Origin of the sequence: Flavobacterium sp. NRK F7, assembly GCF_024054195.1 — a bacterium.
In the GTDB taxonomy this organism is placed as follows: Bacteria; Bacteroidota; Bacteroidia; order Flavobacteriales; family Flavobacteriaceae; genus Flavobacterium.
Window position 1 is genome coordinate 1917970 of the sequence record NZ_JAMXLB010000001.1, and the last position, 18133, is coordinate 1936102.

General features: G+C 33.1%; 14 protein-coding genes. All 14 read right to left on the reverse strand.

The features are described from left to right. Positions 1 to 44: 44 nt before the first annotated feature. The 14 genes from NHF47_RS08520 to NHF47_RS08585 all read right to left on the reverse strand — a co-directional run bounded on the left by NHF47_RS08520 (position 45) and on the right by NHF47_RS08585 (position 18100). Positions 45 to 1439: a tetratricopeptide repeat protein gene (locus NHF47_RS08520; RefSeq protein WP_252764516.1), complete on the reverse strand. Its 1395-nt coding sequence runs from the start codon at positions 1437 to 1439 to the stop codon at positions 45 to 47. Positions 1440 to 1556: 117 nt separating this feature from the next. Next, the gene (locus tag NHF47_RS08525) at positions 1557 to 2762 is read right to left on the reverse strand and encodes an aspartate aminotransferase family protein (RefSeq protein WP_252766074.1); all 1206 of its coding nucleotides are present in this window, start codon (positions 2760 to 2762) and stop codon (positions 1557 to 1559) included. Positions 2763 to 2779: 17 nt separating this feature from the next. Then, positions 2780 to 4450, reverse strand: coding sequence for an OstA-like protein (locus tag NHF47_RS08530; protein WP_374670177.1), 1671 nt, complete (start codon positions 4448 to 4450; stop codon positions 2780 to 2782). Between the two features lie 147 nt (positions 4451 to 4597). Further along, positions 4598 to 5869, reverse strand: coding sequence for an adenylosuccinate synthase (locus NHF47_RS08535; protein ID WP_252764518.1), 1272 nt, complete (start codon positions 5867 to 5869; stop codon positions 4598 to 4600). A gap of 44 nt (positions 5870 to 5913) precedes the next feature. Next, positions 5914 to 6360 (reverse strand): Fur family transcriptional regulator, encoded by a 447-nt coding sequence (locus NHF47_RS08540; protein ID WP_140998934.1) that lies wholly within the window; start codon positions 6358 to 6360, stop codon positions 5914 to 5916. 128 nt (positions 6361 to 6488) lie between these two features. Continuing rightward, the gene (locus tag NHF47_RS08545) at positions 6489 to 8708 is read right to left on the reverse strand and encodes a bifunctional (p)ppGpp synthetase/guanosine-3',5'-bis(diphosphate) 3'-pyrophosphohydrolase (RefSeq protein ID WP_252764519.1); all 2220 of its coding nucleotides are present in this window, start codon (positions 8706 to 8708) and stop codon (positions 6489 to 6491) included. A gap of 127 nt (positions 8709 to 8835) precedes the next feature. After that, entirely contained in the window at positions 8836 to 9624 is a 789-nt protein-coding gene (locus NHF47_RS08550; protein WP_252764520.1) for an RNA methyltransferase, read from the reverse strand. Between the two features lie 111 nt (positions 9625 to 9735). Then, the gene (locus tag NHF47_RS08555; RefSeq protein WP_252764521.1) at positions 9736 to 11031 is read right to left on the reverse strand and encodes an amidohydrolase family protein; all 1296 of its coding nucleotides are present in this window, start codon (positions 11029 to 11031) and stop codon (positions 9736 to 9738) included. Positions 11032 to 11051: 20 nt separating this feature from the next. Then, complete coding sequence (locus NHF47_RS08560) at positions 11052 to 14072, reverse strand: amidohydrolase family protein (protein WP_252764522.1); 3021 nt, start codon at positions 14070 to 14072, stop codon at positions 11052 to 11054. A 448-nt stretch (positions 14073 to 14520) separates the two neighbouring features. Continuing rightward, positions 14521 to 15048, reverse strand: a complete 528-nt coding sequence (locus tag NHF47_RS08565; RefSeq protein ID WP_252764523.1) for a hypothetical protein — start codon at positions 15046 to 15048, stop codon at positions 14521 to 14523. A 160-nt stretch (positions 15049 to 15208) separates the two neighbouring features. Continuing rightward, the gene (locus NHF47_RS08570; protein ID WP_252764524.1) at positions 15209 to 15757 is read right to left on the reverse strand and encodes a hypothetical protein; all 549 of its coding nucleotides are present in this window, start codon (positions 15755 to 15757) and stop codon (positions 15209 to 15211) included. 65 nt (positions 15758 to 15822) lie between these two features. Further along, positions 15823 to 16245 (reverse strand): RDD family protein, encoded by a 423-nt coding sequence (locus NHF47_RS08575; RefSeq protein ID WP_252764525.1) that lies wholly within the window; start codon positions 16243 to 16245, stop codon positions 15823 to 15825. Positions 16246 to 16994: 749 nt separating this feature from the next. Then, the gene (locus NHF47_RS08580; RefSeq protein WP_252764526.1) at positions 16995 to 17486 is read right to left on the reverse strand and encodes an SRPBCC domain-containing protein; all 492 of its coding nucleotides are present in this window, start codon (positions 17484 to 17486) and stop codon (positions 16995 to 16997) included. A gap of 218 nt (positions 17487 to 17704) precedes the next feature. Continuing rightward, complete coding sequence (locus tag NHF47_RS08585; RefSeq protein ID WP_252764527.1) at positions 17705 to 18100, reverse strand: hypothetical protein; 396 nt, start codon at positions 18098 to 18100, stop codon at positions 17705 to 17707. Positions 18101 to 18133 lie beyond the last annotated feature (33 nt).

The window sequence follows — 18133 nt, forward strand, 5'->3', positions numbered from 1 at the left end:
GAAATGGTTTTATAACTGAATGACAAATTTAGAGAAACTATTAATTAGTTTCTATATTTTTCAATGATGTTTTGAACTGTTTTTTTCTTCCACATATTAGGAAAATGATCTTGAATAATGGTGTGATTTTTAAAATTAATTCGCAATCCGTTATTAAGGTGAAAATTTCCTTTTTTGGTTTCTTTAGTCAAATGATAGAGGCCAGCTAAACGATATTCAATCTCAAATTCATCAGGAAACACCTCACTTGCTTGTAATAAAATTTCAATAGCGTTTTCATATTCACCTAATTCTTGTAACATTTGAGACCAAAGAACAAAAGTATCCAAATTAATATCACCTGCTTCGAAAGCTTTTCTGTAGCCAAGTTCCGCTTCTTCATAAAATTGAAGTCCGTGATTAATAGCAGCATATCGTTTCCAATATAAACTGTTATCACTATCTATTCCTAAGGCTTTGTTGACATAATAAATGGCTTTTTGGAAGTTTTTTTGACGAATGTAAAAGTCAGTTATGGCAATCCAAGCTTTGTCTAACAATGGGTCTTCATGGACAGTTCGTAGATAAAACTTCAATGCCAAGTCCTTTCTACCTAATTTTTCATGACATTTGCCCACACGTAATAAAGCAAAAGATGTTGCATCATCCAATTCCATAGTGATGGTATAACAGTCGATTGCTTCTTGGTATTTTTTTAGTTTTTCTAACCCTTTCGCTTTTTCTAAGTAAGCACCTAAGAAAGACTCATCAATAAGTGTTGCATAATCAAATGCCCATACCGATTTTTCATAATTTTTCAAGGCATAATATTGTCTTCCTAATTGATGCCAAGCCACTTCACTGTAAGGTTTTCTATCAATAAATTTTTCTAAATAAGCGATAGCTTCATTGTTTTGGTCTAGAAAATCATAACAATAGATAATGTTGTATAATGCGGAATAATCTTCAGGATCTTCTTCTAAACATTTAATGAAATAATCTTTTGCTTTTTCTAATTCATCCATAAATAAATATTCCATTCCAATCATAGAATAGACATCAGCATAGTCATCTGTGAATTTCAAAGCAATTTGTAACGATTCTATTGCTTTTTCATGTTGGTCTCTTTTCGAATAAATATTAGCTTGTTGAATGTAGATTTCTTCGTTGGTAGGTTCAATAGCGTATAATTCAGACAATAATTTTTCAGCAATATCTAATCGGTCTTCATAGATCAACATCTCTACTTGAACCAATCGTAAACCAGTCGATTTTGGATGTTGCTCTTGACCAAGTTTTAATGCCTTTTTTGCTAAATTCATTCGACCTGTATCCATATAGTGAAGAATAATGTCTTCAAATTCTTCAGAATCAAAGAAAAACACTTTGTTCGTTTTTAACATTGATTCAAACTTAGATAAGGATAAGTTGTTCTCTTCTTCTTCATGACTCAATCTCATAAGCAATCAATTTTATGGGTTTTGTCTTATATTAAAAGTAAGACATTTTATGGGGTAATGCAATTTTAGTACGAATTGTTTTAAACAATTTAATTAACAATTTTAAAACCAAACAAGTTAGTGTGAATTGTTTTTGTTTTGTAATTCCTGTACTTCATTTAATACTTCAAGAATAATGCCACATCCTTTTTTAATTTCTTCTTTTGAAATGGTTAAGGGAGGTGTAATACGAATAGCCTTGCCTTCAAACAAAAGCCAAAATAAAATCAATCCTCTTTTATGACACTCTAAGATGACTTGGTTGGTAATTTCAGGACTTTCTGTCATGGCAGCGAGCATTAATCCTTTACCTCTCACTTCTGTAAGTAAAGGATGTACTAATAAAGATCTAAAGAGTTGTTCTTTTTCGAGTGCTTCTGCCATTAAATTAGTTTCTGTAATTTCTTGAAGGGTGGCTAAAGCTGCAGCTGCAATAACAGGGTGACCTCCAAAAGTAGTAATGTGGCCTAGTTTTGGATCATGACTTAATAAATCCATCATTTTTGAAGAAGCAGTAAATGCACCTATAGGCATTCCACTTGCCATTCCTTTTCCCATTACTACAACATCAGGAATCATATTGTAATTTTGAAAACCAAATAATTTTCCAGTACGACCAAAACCAGGCTGAATTTCGTCTAAAATTAAAACAGCACCTACTTCGTCACAACGTTTTCTTATTTTTATTAAATAGTTGTTTTCAGGTTGAATAAATCCAGCACCACCTTGAATGGTTTCTAATAGTACACCAGCCGTTCGAGTGGTTATTTTTTGGATATCTGCCTCATTGTTGAAAGTTATGAAATCCACATCTGGAATTAAAGGTCGAAAAATTTGTTTTCTTTCTTCAAAACCCATCACACTCATGCTTCCCATGGTGTTTCCATGATATGCATGATGACAAGAAATGAGTTGGCTTCTACCCGTAACGCGTCGCGCTAATTTTAAAGCACCTTCAATAGCTTCGGTTCCCGAATTTACTAAATACGTTTTATTTAATGGTTCAGGTAGGAGTGAAGCTAATAATTTACATAATTCTGTAGCGGGTTTTTGTGCATATTCTCCGTAAACCATTACATGAGAATAGCGTTCGAGCTGCTCTTTTATAGCTTGATTTACCCGTTTGGGTTGATGTCCTAAAGTGTTAGCGGAAACACCTGCTACAAAATCTAAATAGGCTTTTCCGTTTGAATCATAAATATAACTTCCTTCAGCATGTGAAATTTCTAAAGCTAAAGGGTGTGGAGAAGTTTGAGCTTGGTATTTAAAAAAATCATCTATCATAGTCATTTGGAATACTATTACTTGTTCTTTTCGTTCGTTTCTTTGACTTTTTCCTTAGGTTTAGGGTGCTCTTTATCGTAATCTAATGTTTCTGGAAGTACTTCCATAGGTATGTCTTGCTCAGAAGCTTTTTTCTTGCTTTCTAATAAAATTTGTTGGTGTATTTTATTTTCTTCCTCAGGAAAGATGTCTTCTTTCGATTTAATTCTTTCGTCTCCACGCCAAATAAAGCCTCTTAGTTTTCTGGCGTTTTCTGGAAATTCACTTTCGGGATAGGTTTTCGCTTCTACATTATTAAAGGCAGTTTGGGAAACAATTTGGTTGTTTTCAAATACAAAATTAAGTTTGCTACATACCTTTTTATCAATTCCAACTAATTCATTTTTGTCATTGTACATATAATAAATGACTTCAGTGTTTTTTACAACATCTACTTCGCTTAATTTGTTTTCTTTAAACTTGCCATACAAGTATTGTCCTTTAATTTGATTGTATCCGTTTTCACTTAACGAGTCTTTTTGTACAATAAAGGCGTTGTTAATCACTTTTAAAGAGTCTAATTGCTCCGTTTTATTGTTGCCAATTAAATGCATTACATCTCCCGTCATTTGATTATCGTTGTTCCAAAGAACAGGATTGCCTATAAGTTGGGTTAAACCTGTTTTATTGTTCGAATGAATAGAGTCACATTTTCCACTCATATCGGTTTTAAAGAAACGAACGTTATTAAAAGCACGAATTACTCGGTCTTCTGGAGGGCCTGTTACCAGAATTTTTTTACCATGCATGTATAACGAGTCATTTTCTACCTTTGTGATAACAACAGCTCTTTTCGTTAAAATGATAGAATCCTTTCTGGTTTCAGTATTGCGATACATTTCAGCATAATGACCTTTGGCCACCATATTATTAATAGTGTCTGTGATTTTTACATTATTAATCCCTCGTGAAAAATTGGTTTTTTGGTCATAATATAAATCGTCTCCTTCTATTATTTTATTGTCGTAGGTTATTTTACTGTTTTTTTGAAGTTTACCAATGTCATTATTCGTGTCATAAAATCCATTTTCGGTATAAATCACATTATCTTTACTGGTAATTGTTGAAGGCCCAAAAACATAGGCATGACCTGAATTCTCGTAAAAATCAAGATGATTGGTTTTAATTACTGCTTTAGGATTGGTTACTGTAACGGCAGAAGTAAACTGATATTTTTTAGAACTTACAAAATAACGACCAGATTTACTTTTTAAGGTGTTTTCTTTATTTATAATAGTGCCGTAGCTATTATAAAAGGCAATTTGTTTCTTCTTATCAAAGAAAATAGTATCAGTAGTTAAAGTTGATTCTGGAGACCTTAAATTAACATCTCCTGTTGCAAAAGCAAACTCATCTTTGCCATCATATTCGGCATAACGACTATTCATGGTAATGGAATCTCCTTGATTGATTTGTACATTACCAAATGCTTTTACATAATTTTCATCTGTAAAATAATAAGCTTTATTACAATTGATTTTGGTACCTTTATGAATAACTCTAACGTTACCTGTAAATACAGTAGCTCCTGGAATCTCATATTGATTCATATCAATAAAATCAGAATGCTCAATAATAATTTTATCCGACTCTTGAGTAATGGGTTTACTCTTAGATTCAGGAGTGTTTTTTTGCGCGAAGGCAATCATTCCTAAAAGGAAAAAACTTAGAATAGAATAAGTAAATCTTTTCAAACTATTTATTTTGGGTCAAAAATAAGTAAAAAGAACAGAAAGCGATTGTTATTAAGATATTTTTATAATAAAAAACGCTTTCAAAGGAAAGCGTTTTTTGTTTTATTTAATGATCGTTTGTTTTCGATCAGGTCCAACAGAAATAACTGAAATAGGCACTTCTAGTTCTTTTTCAATAAATTCGATGTATTCTTTTAGTTCGTTTGGAAGTTCTTCGTAAGTTGTCATTCCTGTTAAATCTGCTTGCCACCCTTTCATAGTAGTAAAAATAGGTTCTACATTTTCGGGTTCAATATTGTAAGGTAAATGTTGGATTTCTTTTCCTTTGTATTTGTAAGCGGTACAAACATCTAAAGTTTCAAAACCAGATAGTACATCACCTTTCATCATATACAATTGGGTTACACCATTTACTTGAACTGCATATTTTAAAGCTACAAGGTCTAACCATCCGCATCTTCTAGGACGACCTGTAACAGCTCCAAATTCATTACCAACCTTAGCCATGGTTTGTCCGGCTTCATTAAAAAGTTCAGTAGGGAATGGGCCACTACCTACACGTGTAGTATATGCTTTAAAAATTCCAAATACTTCTTTTACTTTATTTGGTGCAATTCCTAAACCTGTACAAGCACCCGCAGCTGTAGTATTAGATGAAGTCACAAATGGATAGGTTCCAAAATCAACATCTAATAAAGATCCTTGAGCGCCTTCAGCTAAAATAGATTTTCCTTCTTTTAGTGCTTGGTTTAAATATTCTTCACTATCAATGAAAGTTAGTTTTTTTAATCCAGAAATTGCATCAAAAAACTCTTCTTCCATTTCTTTTAAGTCGTATTGTAAATCCACATCATAGAAGGCTATCATAGCTTCATGTTTATCAGCTAAAGCGCGATAACGTATTTTAAAATCTTCTAATTCAATATCTCCTACACGTAAACCGTTTCTGCCTGTTTTATCCATGTAAGTTGGTCCGATTCCTTTTAAAGTTGAACCAATTTTTGCTTTTCCTTTTGAAGCTTCTGATGCCGCATCTAAAAGACGGTGTGTTGGTAATATAAGGTGTGCTTTTCTGGAAATGAATAATTTAGATTTTACATCCATGTTAAATTTTTCAAGACCTTCTAATTCTTTTTGGAATACTACTGGGTCTATAACAACACCGTTTCCAATAATATTAATGGCGTTTTTGTGAAAAATTCCTGATGGAATTGTTCTTAAAACATGTTTTATTCCATCAAATTCTAAAGTATGACCTGCATTGGGTCCGCCTTGAAAGCGAGCAATAATGTCATATTTTGAAGTTAATACATCGACGATTTTTCCTTTTCCTTCGTCACCCCATTGGAGTCCTAATAATAAATCTACGGTCATTGTAATCTTAGTTGTTTGTCGTTTAGTCTATTTAAGCAGTTGTTTTAATTCTTGTTTTCTTTTTTTGTACCATAGAAATAAAGGGAATGCGTTTGGATATCAATGCCAAACATTTCCTCCATAGTTTGTTTAATTTGTTGAATTCTAGGATCACAAAATTCAATAACTTCTCCTGAATCGGTCATGATAATATGGTCGTGTTGTTTATCGAAGTACGATTTTTCGTAATGCGCTTGATTTTGTCCAAATTGATGGCGTCGTACTAAACCACATTCTAAAAGTAATTCAATCGTATTGTAAAGTGTAGCTCTACTTACACGGTAATTTTTGTTTTTCATTTTGATATACAAAGATTCGATATCAAAATGTTCTTTTGAGTTGTAAATTTCTTGAAGAATAGCATAGCGTTCTGGAGTTTTTCGATGTGCTTTTTCTTCAAGGTATTTGGTAAATACGTTTTTTACAATTTCTTGATTTTTATTGTTTTCCATTTTGGTTAACTAAATAAACGCAAAGATAGGTAAAGTTAAACTTTACTACCTAGTGGTTGTACTTTTTTTTTAACAAAACTTCTTGATAAGTTTGAGAAAATCTATTCCTTTGTTTTTGTATTTGAGGGTTAATTTTGATAAATGCGCGTTACTTTATCAATTCCATCCACTTTTTTAATATTATCGATTAAGCGTTTTAAAATCGTATTGTTTGGTACAATTACTGTAATTTTTCCATTGAAAACACCTGCTTTTCCACTTAGAGCGATATTTTCAATATTTACATGCATTTGGTTAGAAATTACTTTGGTAAGTTCATTGGTTAAACCTAAAGTATCCATTCCTGTTATATTTAACATGGCTCTAAATTCTTCTTGACTAGAATCTATCCATTTGGCTGGAATAATTCGGTACGCATAATTCGACTGTAAGCTAATTGCATTCGGACAATCTTTTCGATGCACTTTAATACCTTCGCTAATCGTTATAAAACCAAAAACATCATCACCAGGAATCGGATTACAACAAGTTGAAAGTTTGTAATCTAATTTTTCTTGTTCCAAACCAAAAACCAGCATGTCATATTTTTTGCTGATTTCGTTTTTTTCTATTTGCTCAGGTTTGGTAGCATTGGTTCTATTGAATGGTTTTTTTAAGAAATTAACCAGCGTATTGCTTTTTTGAGCAGCATAGTCTTTTAATTTCTGATTTTCGATAGCGCCAATTCCCACCCGATAGAATAAGTCTAAACTCGTTTGTAATTTAAAGTAATTAACTAATTCATTTACGGTGGTTTCGTTTAAAGTGATTTTTAAATGACGCAATTTCCGATTTAGAATTTCTTTACCTTCTTCTGCAATTTTTTTAGTATTCTCGTTAAGGGAATTCTTAATTTTATTTTTTGCTCTTGAAGTGGTTACATAGTCTAGCCATTGAACGGTAGGTTTTTGATTAGGCGATGTAATTACTTCTACTTGATCACCACTGTTTAAAACATAATTTAAGGGAACTAATTTTCCGTTGACACGAGTTCCTCTGGTTTTGGCACCAATATCGGTGTGAATACTAAAAGCAAAATCTAGAGTAGTTGCTCCTTTGGGTAGCGATTTTAAATCTCCTTTTGGAGTAAAAACATAAATCTCTTTAGAGTATAAATTGAGTTTGAAATCTTCTACAAAATCTACGGCGTTAGCAGCTTGACTTTCTAAAGCTTCTTTTAATTGGTTCAACCAAATTTCTAAACCATGTTCTTCTGCACCTACACCTTTATATTTGTAATGTGCAGCATAACCTTTTTCCGCAATTTCGTCCATTCGTTCGCTGCGCACTTGAATTTCTACCCATCTTCCTTTTGGTCCCATCACGGTAATATGCAACGCTTCATATCCAGTTGATTTAGGTGACGAAATCCAATCGCGCAAACGACTCGGACTTGGTCGGTAATGATCGGTTACCACAGAATAGATTTTCCAAGCTAAGAATTTTTCATCATGAGGATTGGATTTATAGATAATACGCAAAGCAAATTTATCGTATACTTCATCAAAAGTAACGCCTTGTACGCGCATTTTTCTTCGAATAGAATAAATCGATTTTGGACGTCCTTTTATAGTAAAATCAATGCCTTCCTCTTCTAAAGATTTAGATAACACATCAGAAATGGTTTTAATGTAGGCATCTTGTTCTTGTTTGGTCTCTTTTATTTTACTAACAATTTCCTTGTAAACGTCTGGTTCGGTATATTTTAACCCTAAATCTTCCAGTTGTGTCTTTATGTTATACAAACCTAAACGATGGGCAAGCGGAGCATAAATATACAAGGTTTCCGAAGCAATTTTAGCTTGCTTGTATTCTGCCATGCTGTCCATGGTTTGCATATTGTGTAAGCGGTCTGCAATTTTGATTAGAATTACACGAACATCGTCGTTAAGCGTGAGCAACATTTTACGGAAGTTTTCCGCTTGCATAGACACGTCTTGATCGGTTTTTACTTTCGCAATTTTGGTTAGCCCTTCCACAATTTTGGCGATACTCGGATTGAACATTTTGGAAATGTCTTCCACTGTAATATCGGTATCTTCCACCACATCATGCATTAAAGCAGCAGCAATAGAAGTTGCTCCCAAACCAATTTCTGAAGCTACAATTTTAGCCACAGCAATAGGATGGAAGATATAAGCTTCACCAGATTTTCTTCTTTGATCTTTATGTGCATCTACGGCAACATCAAAAGCTTTTCGGATTAACTTTTTATCTTCTGTTGTAAGTGTTTGATAACTAATGCGAAGTAATTCTTTATACTCTTGAGCAATAGCCTTGTTTTCTGCTTCAAAATCAATCTCGGTCATAGGGCAATTTTATAACAGTTAAAGTTATAACAAAGTTATGGATTGTGCAATAGGGAATTTAGAAATCAGAGATTAGTAATTAGAGAAATATTGTGAAGAGGTCAGATTAATCAATTATATCCAATTTTTAAAAACCTCTTTGTCTTTTAGCTTCAAAAAGTAAAATGGCAGCAGCTACTGAAACATTCATGGAATCAATTTCTCCTTGCATGGGAATTATGATGTTTTGAGTGCTTTCTTTTCGCCAAATTTCCGTTAAACCGGTTGCTTCTGTACCTACGACTATTGCAGTTGGAGTGGTGTAATTTACTTTATGATATTCGTTAGAATTTTGTAAAGTGGCACTATAAAAATTAATATTATTTTCTTGTAGAAAGGTAATTACTTCTTCTGAAGTTCCAGTTGCTATTTGACGTGTAAATAAACAACCTACACTAGAGCGTACAATATTGGGATTGTATAAATCACTTTTGGGATTGGCAATAATTACGGCATCAATGTTAGCCGCATCGGCGGTTCGTAATAAAGCACCTATGTTACCAGGTTTTTCAGGAGCTTCTGCAATTAATACTAATGGATTTTTGCTTAATTTTAAATCGGATAAATGCAATGCTTTGGATTGGGCTACAGCCAAAATACCTTCGGTGGTGTCTCGATACGCTAATTTTTGATAGACCTCTTTTGAAATTTCAATTTTTTCAACAATGGAACTGTCAAAAATCTTATAATCGACATTTTGCATTACTTCTGGACAGAAAAGCAGGGTTTCTAATATGTAGCCTCCTTTAATGGCTAATTCAATTTCCCTTTTCCCTTCAATAAGAAAAGTGCCGGTTTGCTTTCTAGTTTTAGCTTTTTCTTGTAATTGAACTAACGATTTGATAAATGGATTTTGTACAGAAGTAATTTGTTTCATCAAAGAAATTATTTGAATACAAAATTACAAAAGATAATTGTATTTCCTATAAATGAAAAATCTCACTTCAAGAATGAAAGTGAGATTTTTAGTATGTAAAACTAGTTATTTTTACTTTTTGTTTTGAGCATCAAACTTTTCTTTATAACGATCATATAACTCCGTTTGATGACTTTCTAAACTAATGTTACGACCATCAATAAAAGCTTGAGTAACCTGATTGGAAGTAATGTCTAATGCATCGCCTTCAGAAATGAATAAGGTAGCGCTTTTACCAACTTCTAGAGAACCGTATTGTGTCTCAATACCTAAAATTTTAGCAGTATTTGAAGTGATTAACTGCAATGCTCTTTCTTTTTCCATTCCCCAAGCTACGCAAGTTCCTGCATAAAAAGGTAAATTTCTAATTTGCATGCGTTCCATATCTCCTGCGTTTTGAAGACCCACTAAAATTCCTGCATCGTCTAATAACTTAGCATTTTTGTAAGGTAGATTTACATCTTCATCTTCTAATAAAGGCAAGTCGTGCACTCGTCTTAATAGAACAGAAACGTTATTTTCTTTTAATAATGGAATGTTTTTAAAAGCGTAATAACCACCTACTAAAGTCATTTTTTGAATGTTATTTTTCTTTTTAAATACGATAGCATCCACAATTTCTTTTTCTCCATCTACATGTACAAAAAGTGTTTTTTCACCCGTATCTAAGCCTTTCATTGCTTCATATGGAATATCTCTTACAGCAGGATTGGCTAAAAAATAAGCTTTGGCATCATTAAAGAAATCTTGAATTTCTGTAACTTGTTTGTCATAATTTTTATTAGGTTCGATACCACCTGGTTCTGCCCACCAACCTGATCTAGAAAAACTTCTTGGCCAACTTAAGTGAATCCCATCATTTTCTTTAATGACAGCATCTTCCCAGTTCCAAGCGTCTAGTTGTACTACAGAAGAAGTTCCAGAAATACGTCCGCCTCTTGGTGCAATTTGTGCTAATAGAACACCATTAGGTCTGGCAGCTTCTACTAAACCAGATTCTGTATTATAAGCAATAATACTTCTAATGTGTGGGTTCATTTCGCCCATTTCACTTTCGTCATCAGAAGCTTTAACAGCATCAATTTCAACGAGACCTAGTGTAGCATTGGCACCAATAAAACCAGGATAAATATGTTTTTTAGAAGCATCAATATAAATATCATGCTTTTCTGGTTTAAAATTGGTTCCATCTTGAATCATCGCAATTTTGCCTTCTTTAATAGAAATAATGCTGTTTTCAATTACTTTTCCATTACCTAAATGCGCTTTTCCACCAGTAATTAAAATCGTTTGGGTTTGTTTAGGAGCAGGTGTTTGTTGGCCAAAGGCAAAACAACTGACTGCTAATAGGAATATATATTTTTTCATAAGATTTCGTACTTTACAAATTATTGATATTTAGCATGAGAAACCACGCAGTTTTCACCTAAGGTATCACAATGGTAATGCCCCACATCTTTTTTCTTAGGAGCCTGAGTTTTTAAACCTTTATTTTTAGCTTCTAATAAATTGTTTGTCAATTCGCTTCTCTGTTTCTGAATAGAGGCTAGTGTTGCTTTTTCTTTTTCTAAATCGTAGAAAACAATTCCGTCAACTAGGGTTTTTTCTGCTTTGGCATAAATAGATAATGGATTTGTAGTCCAAAGCACCACATCGGCATCTTTACCTACTTTAATACTACCTACTTTATCGTCTACTTGTAATAATTTAGCTGGATTTAAGGTGACAAATTTCCATGCTTCTTCTTCTGAAACATTCCCATATTTCACTGCTTTTCCTGCTTCTTGGTTTAAACGACGAGACATTTCGGCATCATCTGAATTGATAGAGACTACTACACCTTGACCGTTCATTAAGGCTGCATTGTAAGGGATTGCGTCTTTTACTTCATATTTGTAACCCCACCAATCTGCAAATGTAGAACCGCCTACACCATGTTCGGCCATTTTATCAGCCACTTTGTAACCTTCTAAAATATGCGTAAACGTTTGGATTTTGAAATTAAAACGTTCTGCTAGTTTCATTAACATATTAATTTCAGATTGTACATAAGAGTGACAGGTAATGAATCGTTTTCTGTCTAAAATTTGTCCTAAAACTTCCATTTCAATATCAAAACGAGGCGCTACTTTGTTTTTTGCTTTGCTTGCATTGTAGTCTGCCCATTCTTTTTTGTATTCCAATGCTCTCGAGAAATAGTCTTCATATACTTGTTCCACACCCATTCTGGTTTGTGGAAAACGACCGCTTCCCCAGTTAGATTGTTTTACATTTTCACCCAAAGCAAATTTGATGTATTTAGGTGCGTCTTTTACCAGCATTTCATCTGGAGTATAACCCCATTTTAATTTGATGAAGGCAGCACGACCTCCGATTGGATTAGCAGAACCATGTAATAGATTCGCTGAAGTAACACCACCAGAAAGATTTCTGTAAATATTAATATCATCAGAATTTACTACGTCTTCAATTGTTACTTCTGCTGAGGAATTTTGGCCACCCTCATTCACACCTCTAGAAATAGCAATATGCGAGTGTTCATCGATGATACCCGCTGTTAAATGTTTACCAGTTGCATCTACGATTTTTGCATTTGGAGCCGAAAGATTCTTACCAATTTGTGCAATCTTTCCATTTTGAATTAATACATCGGTTTCTGTAAGGGTTCCTTCTTTTTCTCCCGTCCAAACCGTTGCGTTTTTAAATAAAATAGTTTCTTGCGTTGGTTTTACCGAATTTCCATAAGCAATATTTGGATAAGTAACAGGAACCATTTCTGGGACTTTTTTATCGTCTTTTTTGTCTTCTTTTTTGTCTTCTTTTTTATCAGAAGCCTCTTTTTTAGTTGCTGTCCAATTCGTTTCTACACCATTTTCAAGTACTGCTTTTCCTTCTAAAGTAGTTTTATTTTTTATACCTGTTAAGCGATAAAAAGAAGTTGTAGTGGTATCTTTCGTTTTGATTACTAAAGTAATCCAAGGTTCTTTATACGTTAATTTCGTTCCGAAATTGATACTGTCTTTACTAATTTTTGCCTCTAACTTGTCTACTTCACCAGTGATAGCGAGCTCAAATGTTTGTTGGTTAAACACCAAATCATAAGTGCCGCGAATATCATCCACATTCATTTTGTCTAAGATGTTTCTATTTCCTTGAACCCAATTTTCATGAATGGTACTTTTATCGTCAAAAATATCTCCAGAAACAATAATAAAGTTGGCTAAAGCTCCTTTTTTCAACACCCCTAATGCATCTGATTGATTTAAGATTTTAGCAGGTGTTTCCGTTAATGCAGCTAAGGCTTTTTCTTTGGGTAAACCATATAAAACAGCTTTTCTAAGATTGTCTAAAAAGTCTTTAGGTTTTTTATTATCATTAGCGGTTAACACAAAGTTGATATTGTTTTCGGCTAAGATTTTTAAATTAAAAGGTGCTTGGTTCCAAAATTTCATATCACTTAAACTGACTTGCTGCGCCAAATAAGGATCAGAAACATCATACGCTTCAGGGAAATCTAAAGGAATGATATACGTTGCTCCTGTTTTTTTAATTTCGGCAATCTTTTCGAATTCGTCTCCGCTACCTTTAATGATATAGTTTACACCAAATTCTTTTCCGATTTTATCCGCTCTTAATTTGTTTAAGATATCACCCGCATTGAAAATTTGGATTAGGTTTTTATTGGCATTGAAACTTTCTAACGATAAGTCTTTTGTTTTTGAAGCACCTGTTGCATACCATTTAGCATCATGGTATACTTGACGAATTAAAGCCATGCTTCCCATTAAAGAAGAAGGATAACTTTGATTGCTTAACTTACTTCTGTCGAAAGTAAAGTGTTGCGAAATTTTCGTATTTAAAATTCGTTTGGAGTTATTATCGCTATCGTTTAAAGTCCATAGAAGTCCAGTTCCAGCAATGATGCCATCATTCCAATGACTTAGAACAGTTCCAAAACCAATTTCACGAAGTGAACCAGCAGCTTTATCATCGTACTTAAGGTTTTCGTACGCGTTGAATTCGGGTTTTACGTGGTCGTTCCAATAATATCCTTCTCTAGAAGCATCGTATTGAGTTACGAAACCTCTTCTAGGAGCAGGTTGTGGTTTATCGATACCAAATTCACTGTAGATGTCGATGAAAGAAGGATAAATAGTTTTACCCGTAGCATCGATAAGGGTTGCGTTTTTAGGAAGGGTAACATTCGTTCCTACTTCAATGATTTTACCATCTTTAAATAAAAGCGTGGCATTTTCCAATTTTTGTGTGGGAGACACATAAATAGTTGCATGGGTAATGGCAACATGGTTTTTAAAGGATTGTTTTACACCATCATTTTTAGGAAAGTAATCTTGAGCGTTTCCAATAAATGATAGTAAAAAAACAACTAAGAGCGAACAAATTCTCATACGATTGTTTTGGATTAGGTTTAGTTAAAGGGACTAAATATAGCAAGAATAACCTTTTAGGTTGGTATTGGGATTTGAATTTTAGATTTTTTTAACGTTTGTAATAGAGATCTAACTTTTTCCCTATTTTCTTTTAAAAAAGGATGACTATTTATTTTACCATTCGTCTACAGGAAGAGGTTGTTGGTCGAGGTTTTTAAGCGGGTTTGTCTAAAATAAAAAGATACAAGAATGCGGTGTTGTATCTTTACCATGTAATTAAAAGAAAGGTAAATATAAAGATTCCTTTTTGCTTTAGATTACCATAATTGACCTAGTAGTTTAGTTGTTTTATAGTTAAGTTTTAGATTTTTAACCCTCGTTTACCCCATAAACGAGGGTTTTGGGGTTTATATGTGGTTTATTGTTTGAAAGTAAAGTAGGATGTTAGGACTATCCAATTAAAAATTTAAAAACAAGGTTCTTTTCCATACGGATCAGCGTTATGATCGATAGTAAAATGGAATTGTTTTTTATCTTTTTCGCGAGTGTAGGTTACATAGTCCCAAGCACCAGAATGGGTAAGTGTATAGGTACCGTTTTTAGTACCGTTGTAGATTTCATCATAATTGGATTCGATGGTAGGATACGCACCACCTTCTGACACTTCTTCACTAACGAAAACTACATTGATGGCTTCTTTTTGTCCTTTATATTTCACTTGTAGTGCTTTTCCTTCTTTGGTAAAACGAATCCAAATGACTCTTGTAGGAACATCATCATCGGTATAACAAATGTAGTAGTCTTCATTTGAGATTTCAGTTGCAGGGGTGTCGTTAACTTCTGTAGCTGTATTTTCTTCAGAAACTACTTCTTCAGTTACTTTTACAGTATCTTGCAGCGCATTGTTTTCTGGAGTTGTTTCTGTGGTATTTTCTTTTTTAGGCGTGCAGGAAATAAGTACTAAAAGTAGTAGGAGTAGTGATGCTCTTTTCATGTTGGTTTTGTTTTTTTAAATGTAAGATTTCCTTTTTATACTTGCAAAATTTTTTTGATAGCTGAGGCTTCTCGACTGCGCTCGAAGTGACACTGGTGTGGTTGCAGTTATAGTGAATTTTTGATATGTTTCTGCTTTTATACCATTTGTTTTTAATTTTTTACTTTTTTGTTCTGTTTTGAATAAAATAAATAACGGTTGTAAAACTACAGAAGATAATGAACTTGAGTAACCAATCTATTATAAATGCACCCCAAAAAGGTTGGTACATAGTCCAAGAACTGGGTAAATAATCGCGATGTATTGAAGTAGTAATGATTACTATTCTTTCAAAGTTAAGCATTAAGATACAACCAAAAATAAGGCGCAATAGGCTTATCTTTCTTACAAATTTAAGCAAGAAGATTAATGAAAAGAAAATATAACTGAGTTGTTGTGTATATAATGAAAAGCCATAAGGACCTTTTAAGCGACTGAATAGGTGTTGGCTTTCCTCTGATTCGGAATGGATAAAAATAAATATCCAATCGGTTACAAAAGTAAGTGTGTAAATGGATCCGGCTAAAATAAGTGTTGCCGTTGCTGCTTTATCAATGGCTTGTAAATTGATTTTATTTTTAAGATAGGAGATATGTTTCCAAAGTAAATAGATGAGGTTGTAGACTCCAAAGCCAAAAAAACACCATTGCGTAATTTGATATAGGGACATGTAATGTTACTTTTTTACAAATTTAAAAGCATATAGTAAAGTAGTAATTCAAAGCATTATTTATTTCATTCTTCTTCCAAAGCTATTACTACACTGCCACTAAAAATATCATGCAGGGCTCTTCCTTTGTTATTAAGTAAAATGAAAATAAGTGATAGCCAACCTAAGGAAAATTTTAAGACAAAGCGAAATAAAGATTGAAAAAAGTTAAGTTTTTTAGTTGTATCGTTATTTTTTCGAATTCTAATATTGCTTCTGTAATTTCCGAACGTGCCATTTAATGTGATAAAGATAGGTTCATACATTACAATAGCGATAAATAATATGATACGTAAGGTATCGGAAGTGTTATTCATATCGTTAAGAATTTCACTTAATAAATAAATGATTCCAACAATTGTGATTGTATCTATAGTGGTTGATTTGATTCTATCGAGAACTGAAGCGTAATTTATTTCAGCATTGTAATTAATGTTATCTGGTGTCATTTTAAATGGATAAAGTTATTTTATAAAAAGTAATGCTTTATTTTTTTCAAATCTAGACTTTTGTTTCAAATCTTGCAAGAATAATGTGTTTTAGAGATAAGCTTCTCGACTGCGCTCGAAGTGACACTGGAATGTTTGAAGTGATAAAATAGAAAAACCATCGGTTAGATTTGATAGAAAGTTTGATTGTAATAAAGGGATGTTTACGTTCTCGATACATTTTTATTCCATTGCATTCCATAAAAACACTTGAACTGACGGATGGTTGAATTTATTATTGTTTTAGAATGGCTTCTCGACTGCGCTCGAAGTGACAGGGAATTTTTATAAATAAAACTTCTCGATTGCGCTTAAAGTGACAATGGTGTGGTTGAAGTGATAAAATAGAAAAATCATCGGTTTGATTTGATAGAAAGTTTGATTGTAATAAAGAGGTGTTTACGTTCTCGATACATTTTTATTCCATTGCATTCCATAAAAACACTCGAACTGACGGATGGGGGGAATTATTGTTTTAGATAGGCTTCTCGACTGCGCTCGAAGTGACAAGGGCTTTTTTTAAAATAAGGCTTTTCGACTGCGCTCGAAGTGACACTGTGTTTTTTAATAAAGCTTCTCGACTGCGCTCGAAGTGACATTGCATTTTTATAAATAAGGCTTCTCGATTGCGCTCGAAGTGACATAATTGAAAACCATCTGTCAAAACAAATTTTGCAGATGGTTTTGAATAGGATTGCTATTATGTTTCCTTATTTTAAGGATTGGATTAATTGTTCTAAGTTGGTTAAACTTGCTTTGAAGCCTTCTTTGAAGCCCATTTCGATCATTCGCTCCATACGTTCTAAAGATTCATTGTAAATGGTGATTGCGACTGTAGTTCTTCCCTGTTCTTCTGTAAAAGTGAAATCCCAATCGGAGCCTGTTGGGGCTGGGTTTTCATCTTTATCGGCAAACGTATTGAAGAATTGAAAATTGGTCTTTGGAGTAATGGATTTGTATTGTTGAATGATCCAACCTTCTTGACCGTCTGGACTTACCATAGCATAGAAGCGTTTGCCCCCTTCGGTAAAATTCATGTATTTGGTTTTTGCTTGAAAAGGAGCAGGTGCTACCCATTGATCTAAGAGTTCGGCTTTGGTAAAAGCATCCCAAACCAAATTTAAATTTGCATCAAATTCTCTAGTGATGTAAACGGTTTGTGCTTTTTTATCTACGGTAAAATCAAATTTTAATGTGCTCATTGGTTTGTCTTTTAAGGTTTAAACTTACTATTTTCTAATTTCAATTTATTTATTTTATATCTAAAAATAAATACGAAACTATTTGGTTGCAAATATATACGCAACTTTTTGGTTTCGCAAATGTTTTTGCATATTTTTTTTGGGTTAGGGTCTAATTTATAATGAATTAGTAAAGATGAATACCTTTACAGGAAGTGAGTTAGGAGTTGGAAAATTGTTTATTTTAGTTTGACAAATTTTCCCGAATGAGAAATAACATGTAAATTGACTCTCTTTACAAAAGAAAGGGTGTCTTTAGTACAACTTGTAATTTCATAATAAGGTATTCCATCTGTTATTATTTTTTTCTGGAATTCCGTTAGTGTGCCTGAAGGTTTTGAAAGTGGTTTAAAACGGAACGTATTTTCTCCTAGATTTTCGATTATAAAATTTTGATTGGGATTGCCATTTATTTCAGTAACTACTTGGTCTTTAATTTCAAATTCAAATTTGGGATAATTTGAAAATTGTGGGTCATACAAGACTTTGTAGTGACCTTCTTGTAAAATACAAGGTGTTTGTAAGTTGTTTAAACTAGTAGATACTAGTAAAAATAAGTAAACAAGATTTTTCAATTTTAGGCTGCAATATTTAAATAAAGATACTGA

Excerpts from the sequence above, each read along its gene's own strand:
- NHF47_RS08540 (WP_140998934.1), bottom strand. The coding sequence starts at position 6,360 with ATGGAAAACAATAAAAATCAAGAAATTGTAAAAAACGTATTTACCAAA.
- NHF47_RS08550 (WP_252764520.1), bottom strand. The coding sequence starts at position 9,624 with ATGAAACAAATTACTTCTGTACAAAATCCATTTATCAAATCGTTAGTT.
- NHF47_RS08580 (WP_252764526.1), bottom strand. The coding sequence starts at position 17,486 with ATGAGCACATTAAAATTTGATTTTACCGTAGATAAAAAAGCACAAACC.
- NHF47_RS08555 (WP_252764521.1), bottom strand. The coding sequence starts at position 11,031 with ATGAAAAAATATATATTCCTATTAGCAGTCAGTTGTTTTGCCTTTGGC.
- NHF47_RS08560 (WP_252764522.1), bottom strand. The coding sequence starts at position 14,072 with ATGAGAATTTGTTCGCTCTTAGTTGTTTTTTTACTATCATTTATTGGA.
- NHF47_RS08570 (WP_252764524.1), bottom strand. The coding sequence starts at position 15,757 with ATGTCCCTATATCAAATTACGCAATGGTGTTTTTTTGGCTTTGGAGTC.
- NHF47_RS08520 (WP_252764516.1), bottom strand. The coding sequence starts at position 1,439 with ATGAGATTGAGTCATGAAGAAGAAGAGAACAACTTATCCTTATCTAAG.
- NHF47_RS08565 (WP_252764523.1), bottom strand. The coding sequence starts at position 15,048 with ATGAAAAGAGCATCACTACTCCTACTACTTTTAGTACTTATTTCCTGC.
- NHF47_RS08525 (WP_252766074.1), bottom strand. The coding sequence starts at position 2,762 with ATGATAGATGATTTTTTTAAATACCAAGCTCAAACTTCTCCACACCCT.
- NHF47_RS08575 (WP_252764525.1), bottom strand. The coding sequence starts at position 16,245 with ATGACACCAGATAACATTAATTACAATGCTGAAATAAATTACGCTTCA.
- NHF47_RS08545 (WP_252764519.1), bottom strand. The coding sequence starts at position 8,708 with ATGACCGAGATTGATTTTGAAGCAGAAAACAAGGCTATTGCTCAAGAG.
- NHF47_RS08535 (WP_252764518.1), bottom strand. The coding sequence starts at position 5,869 with ATGACCGTAGATTTATTATTAGGACTCCAATGGGGTGACGAAGGAAAA.
- NHF47_RS08530 (WP_374670177.1), bottom strand. The coding sequence starts at position 4,450 with ATGATTGCCTTCGCGCAAAAAAACACTCCTGAATCTAAGAGTAAACCC.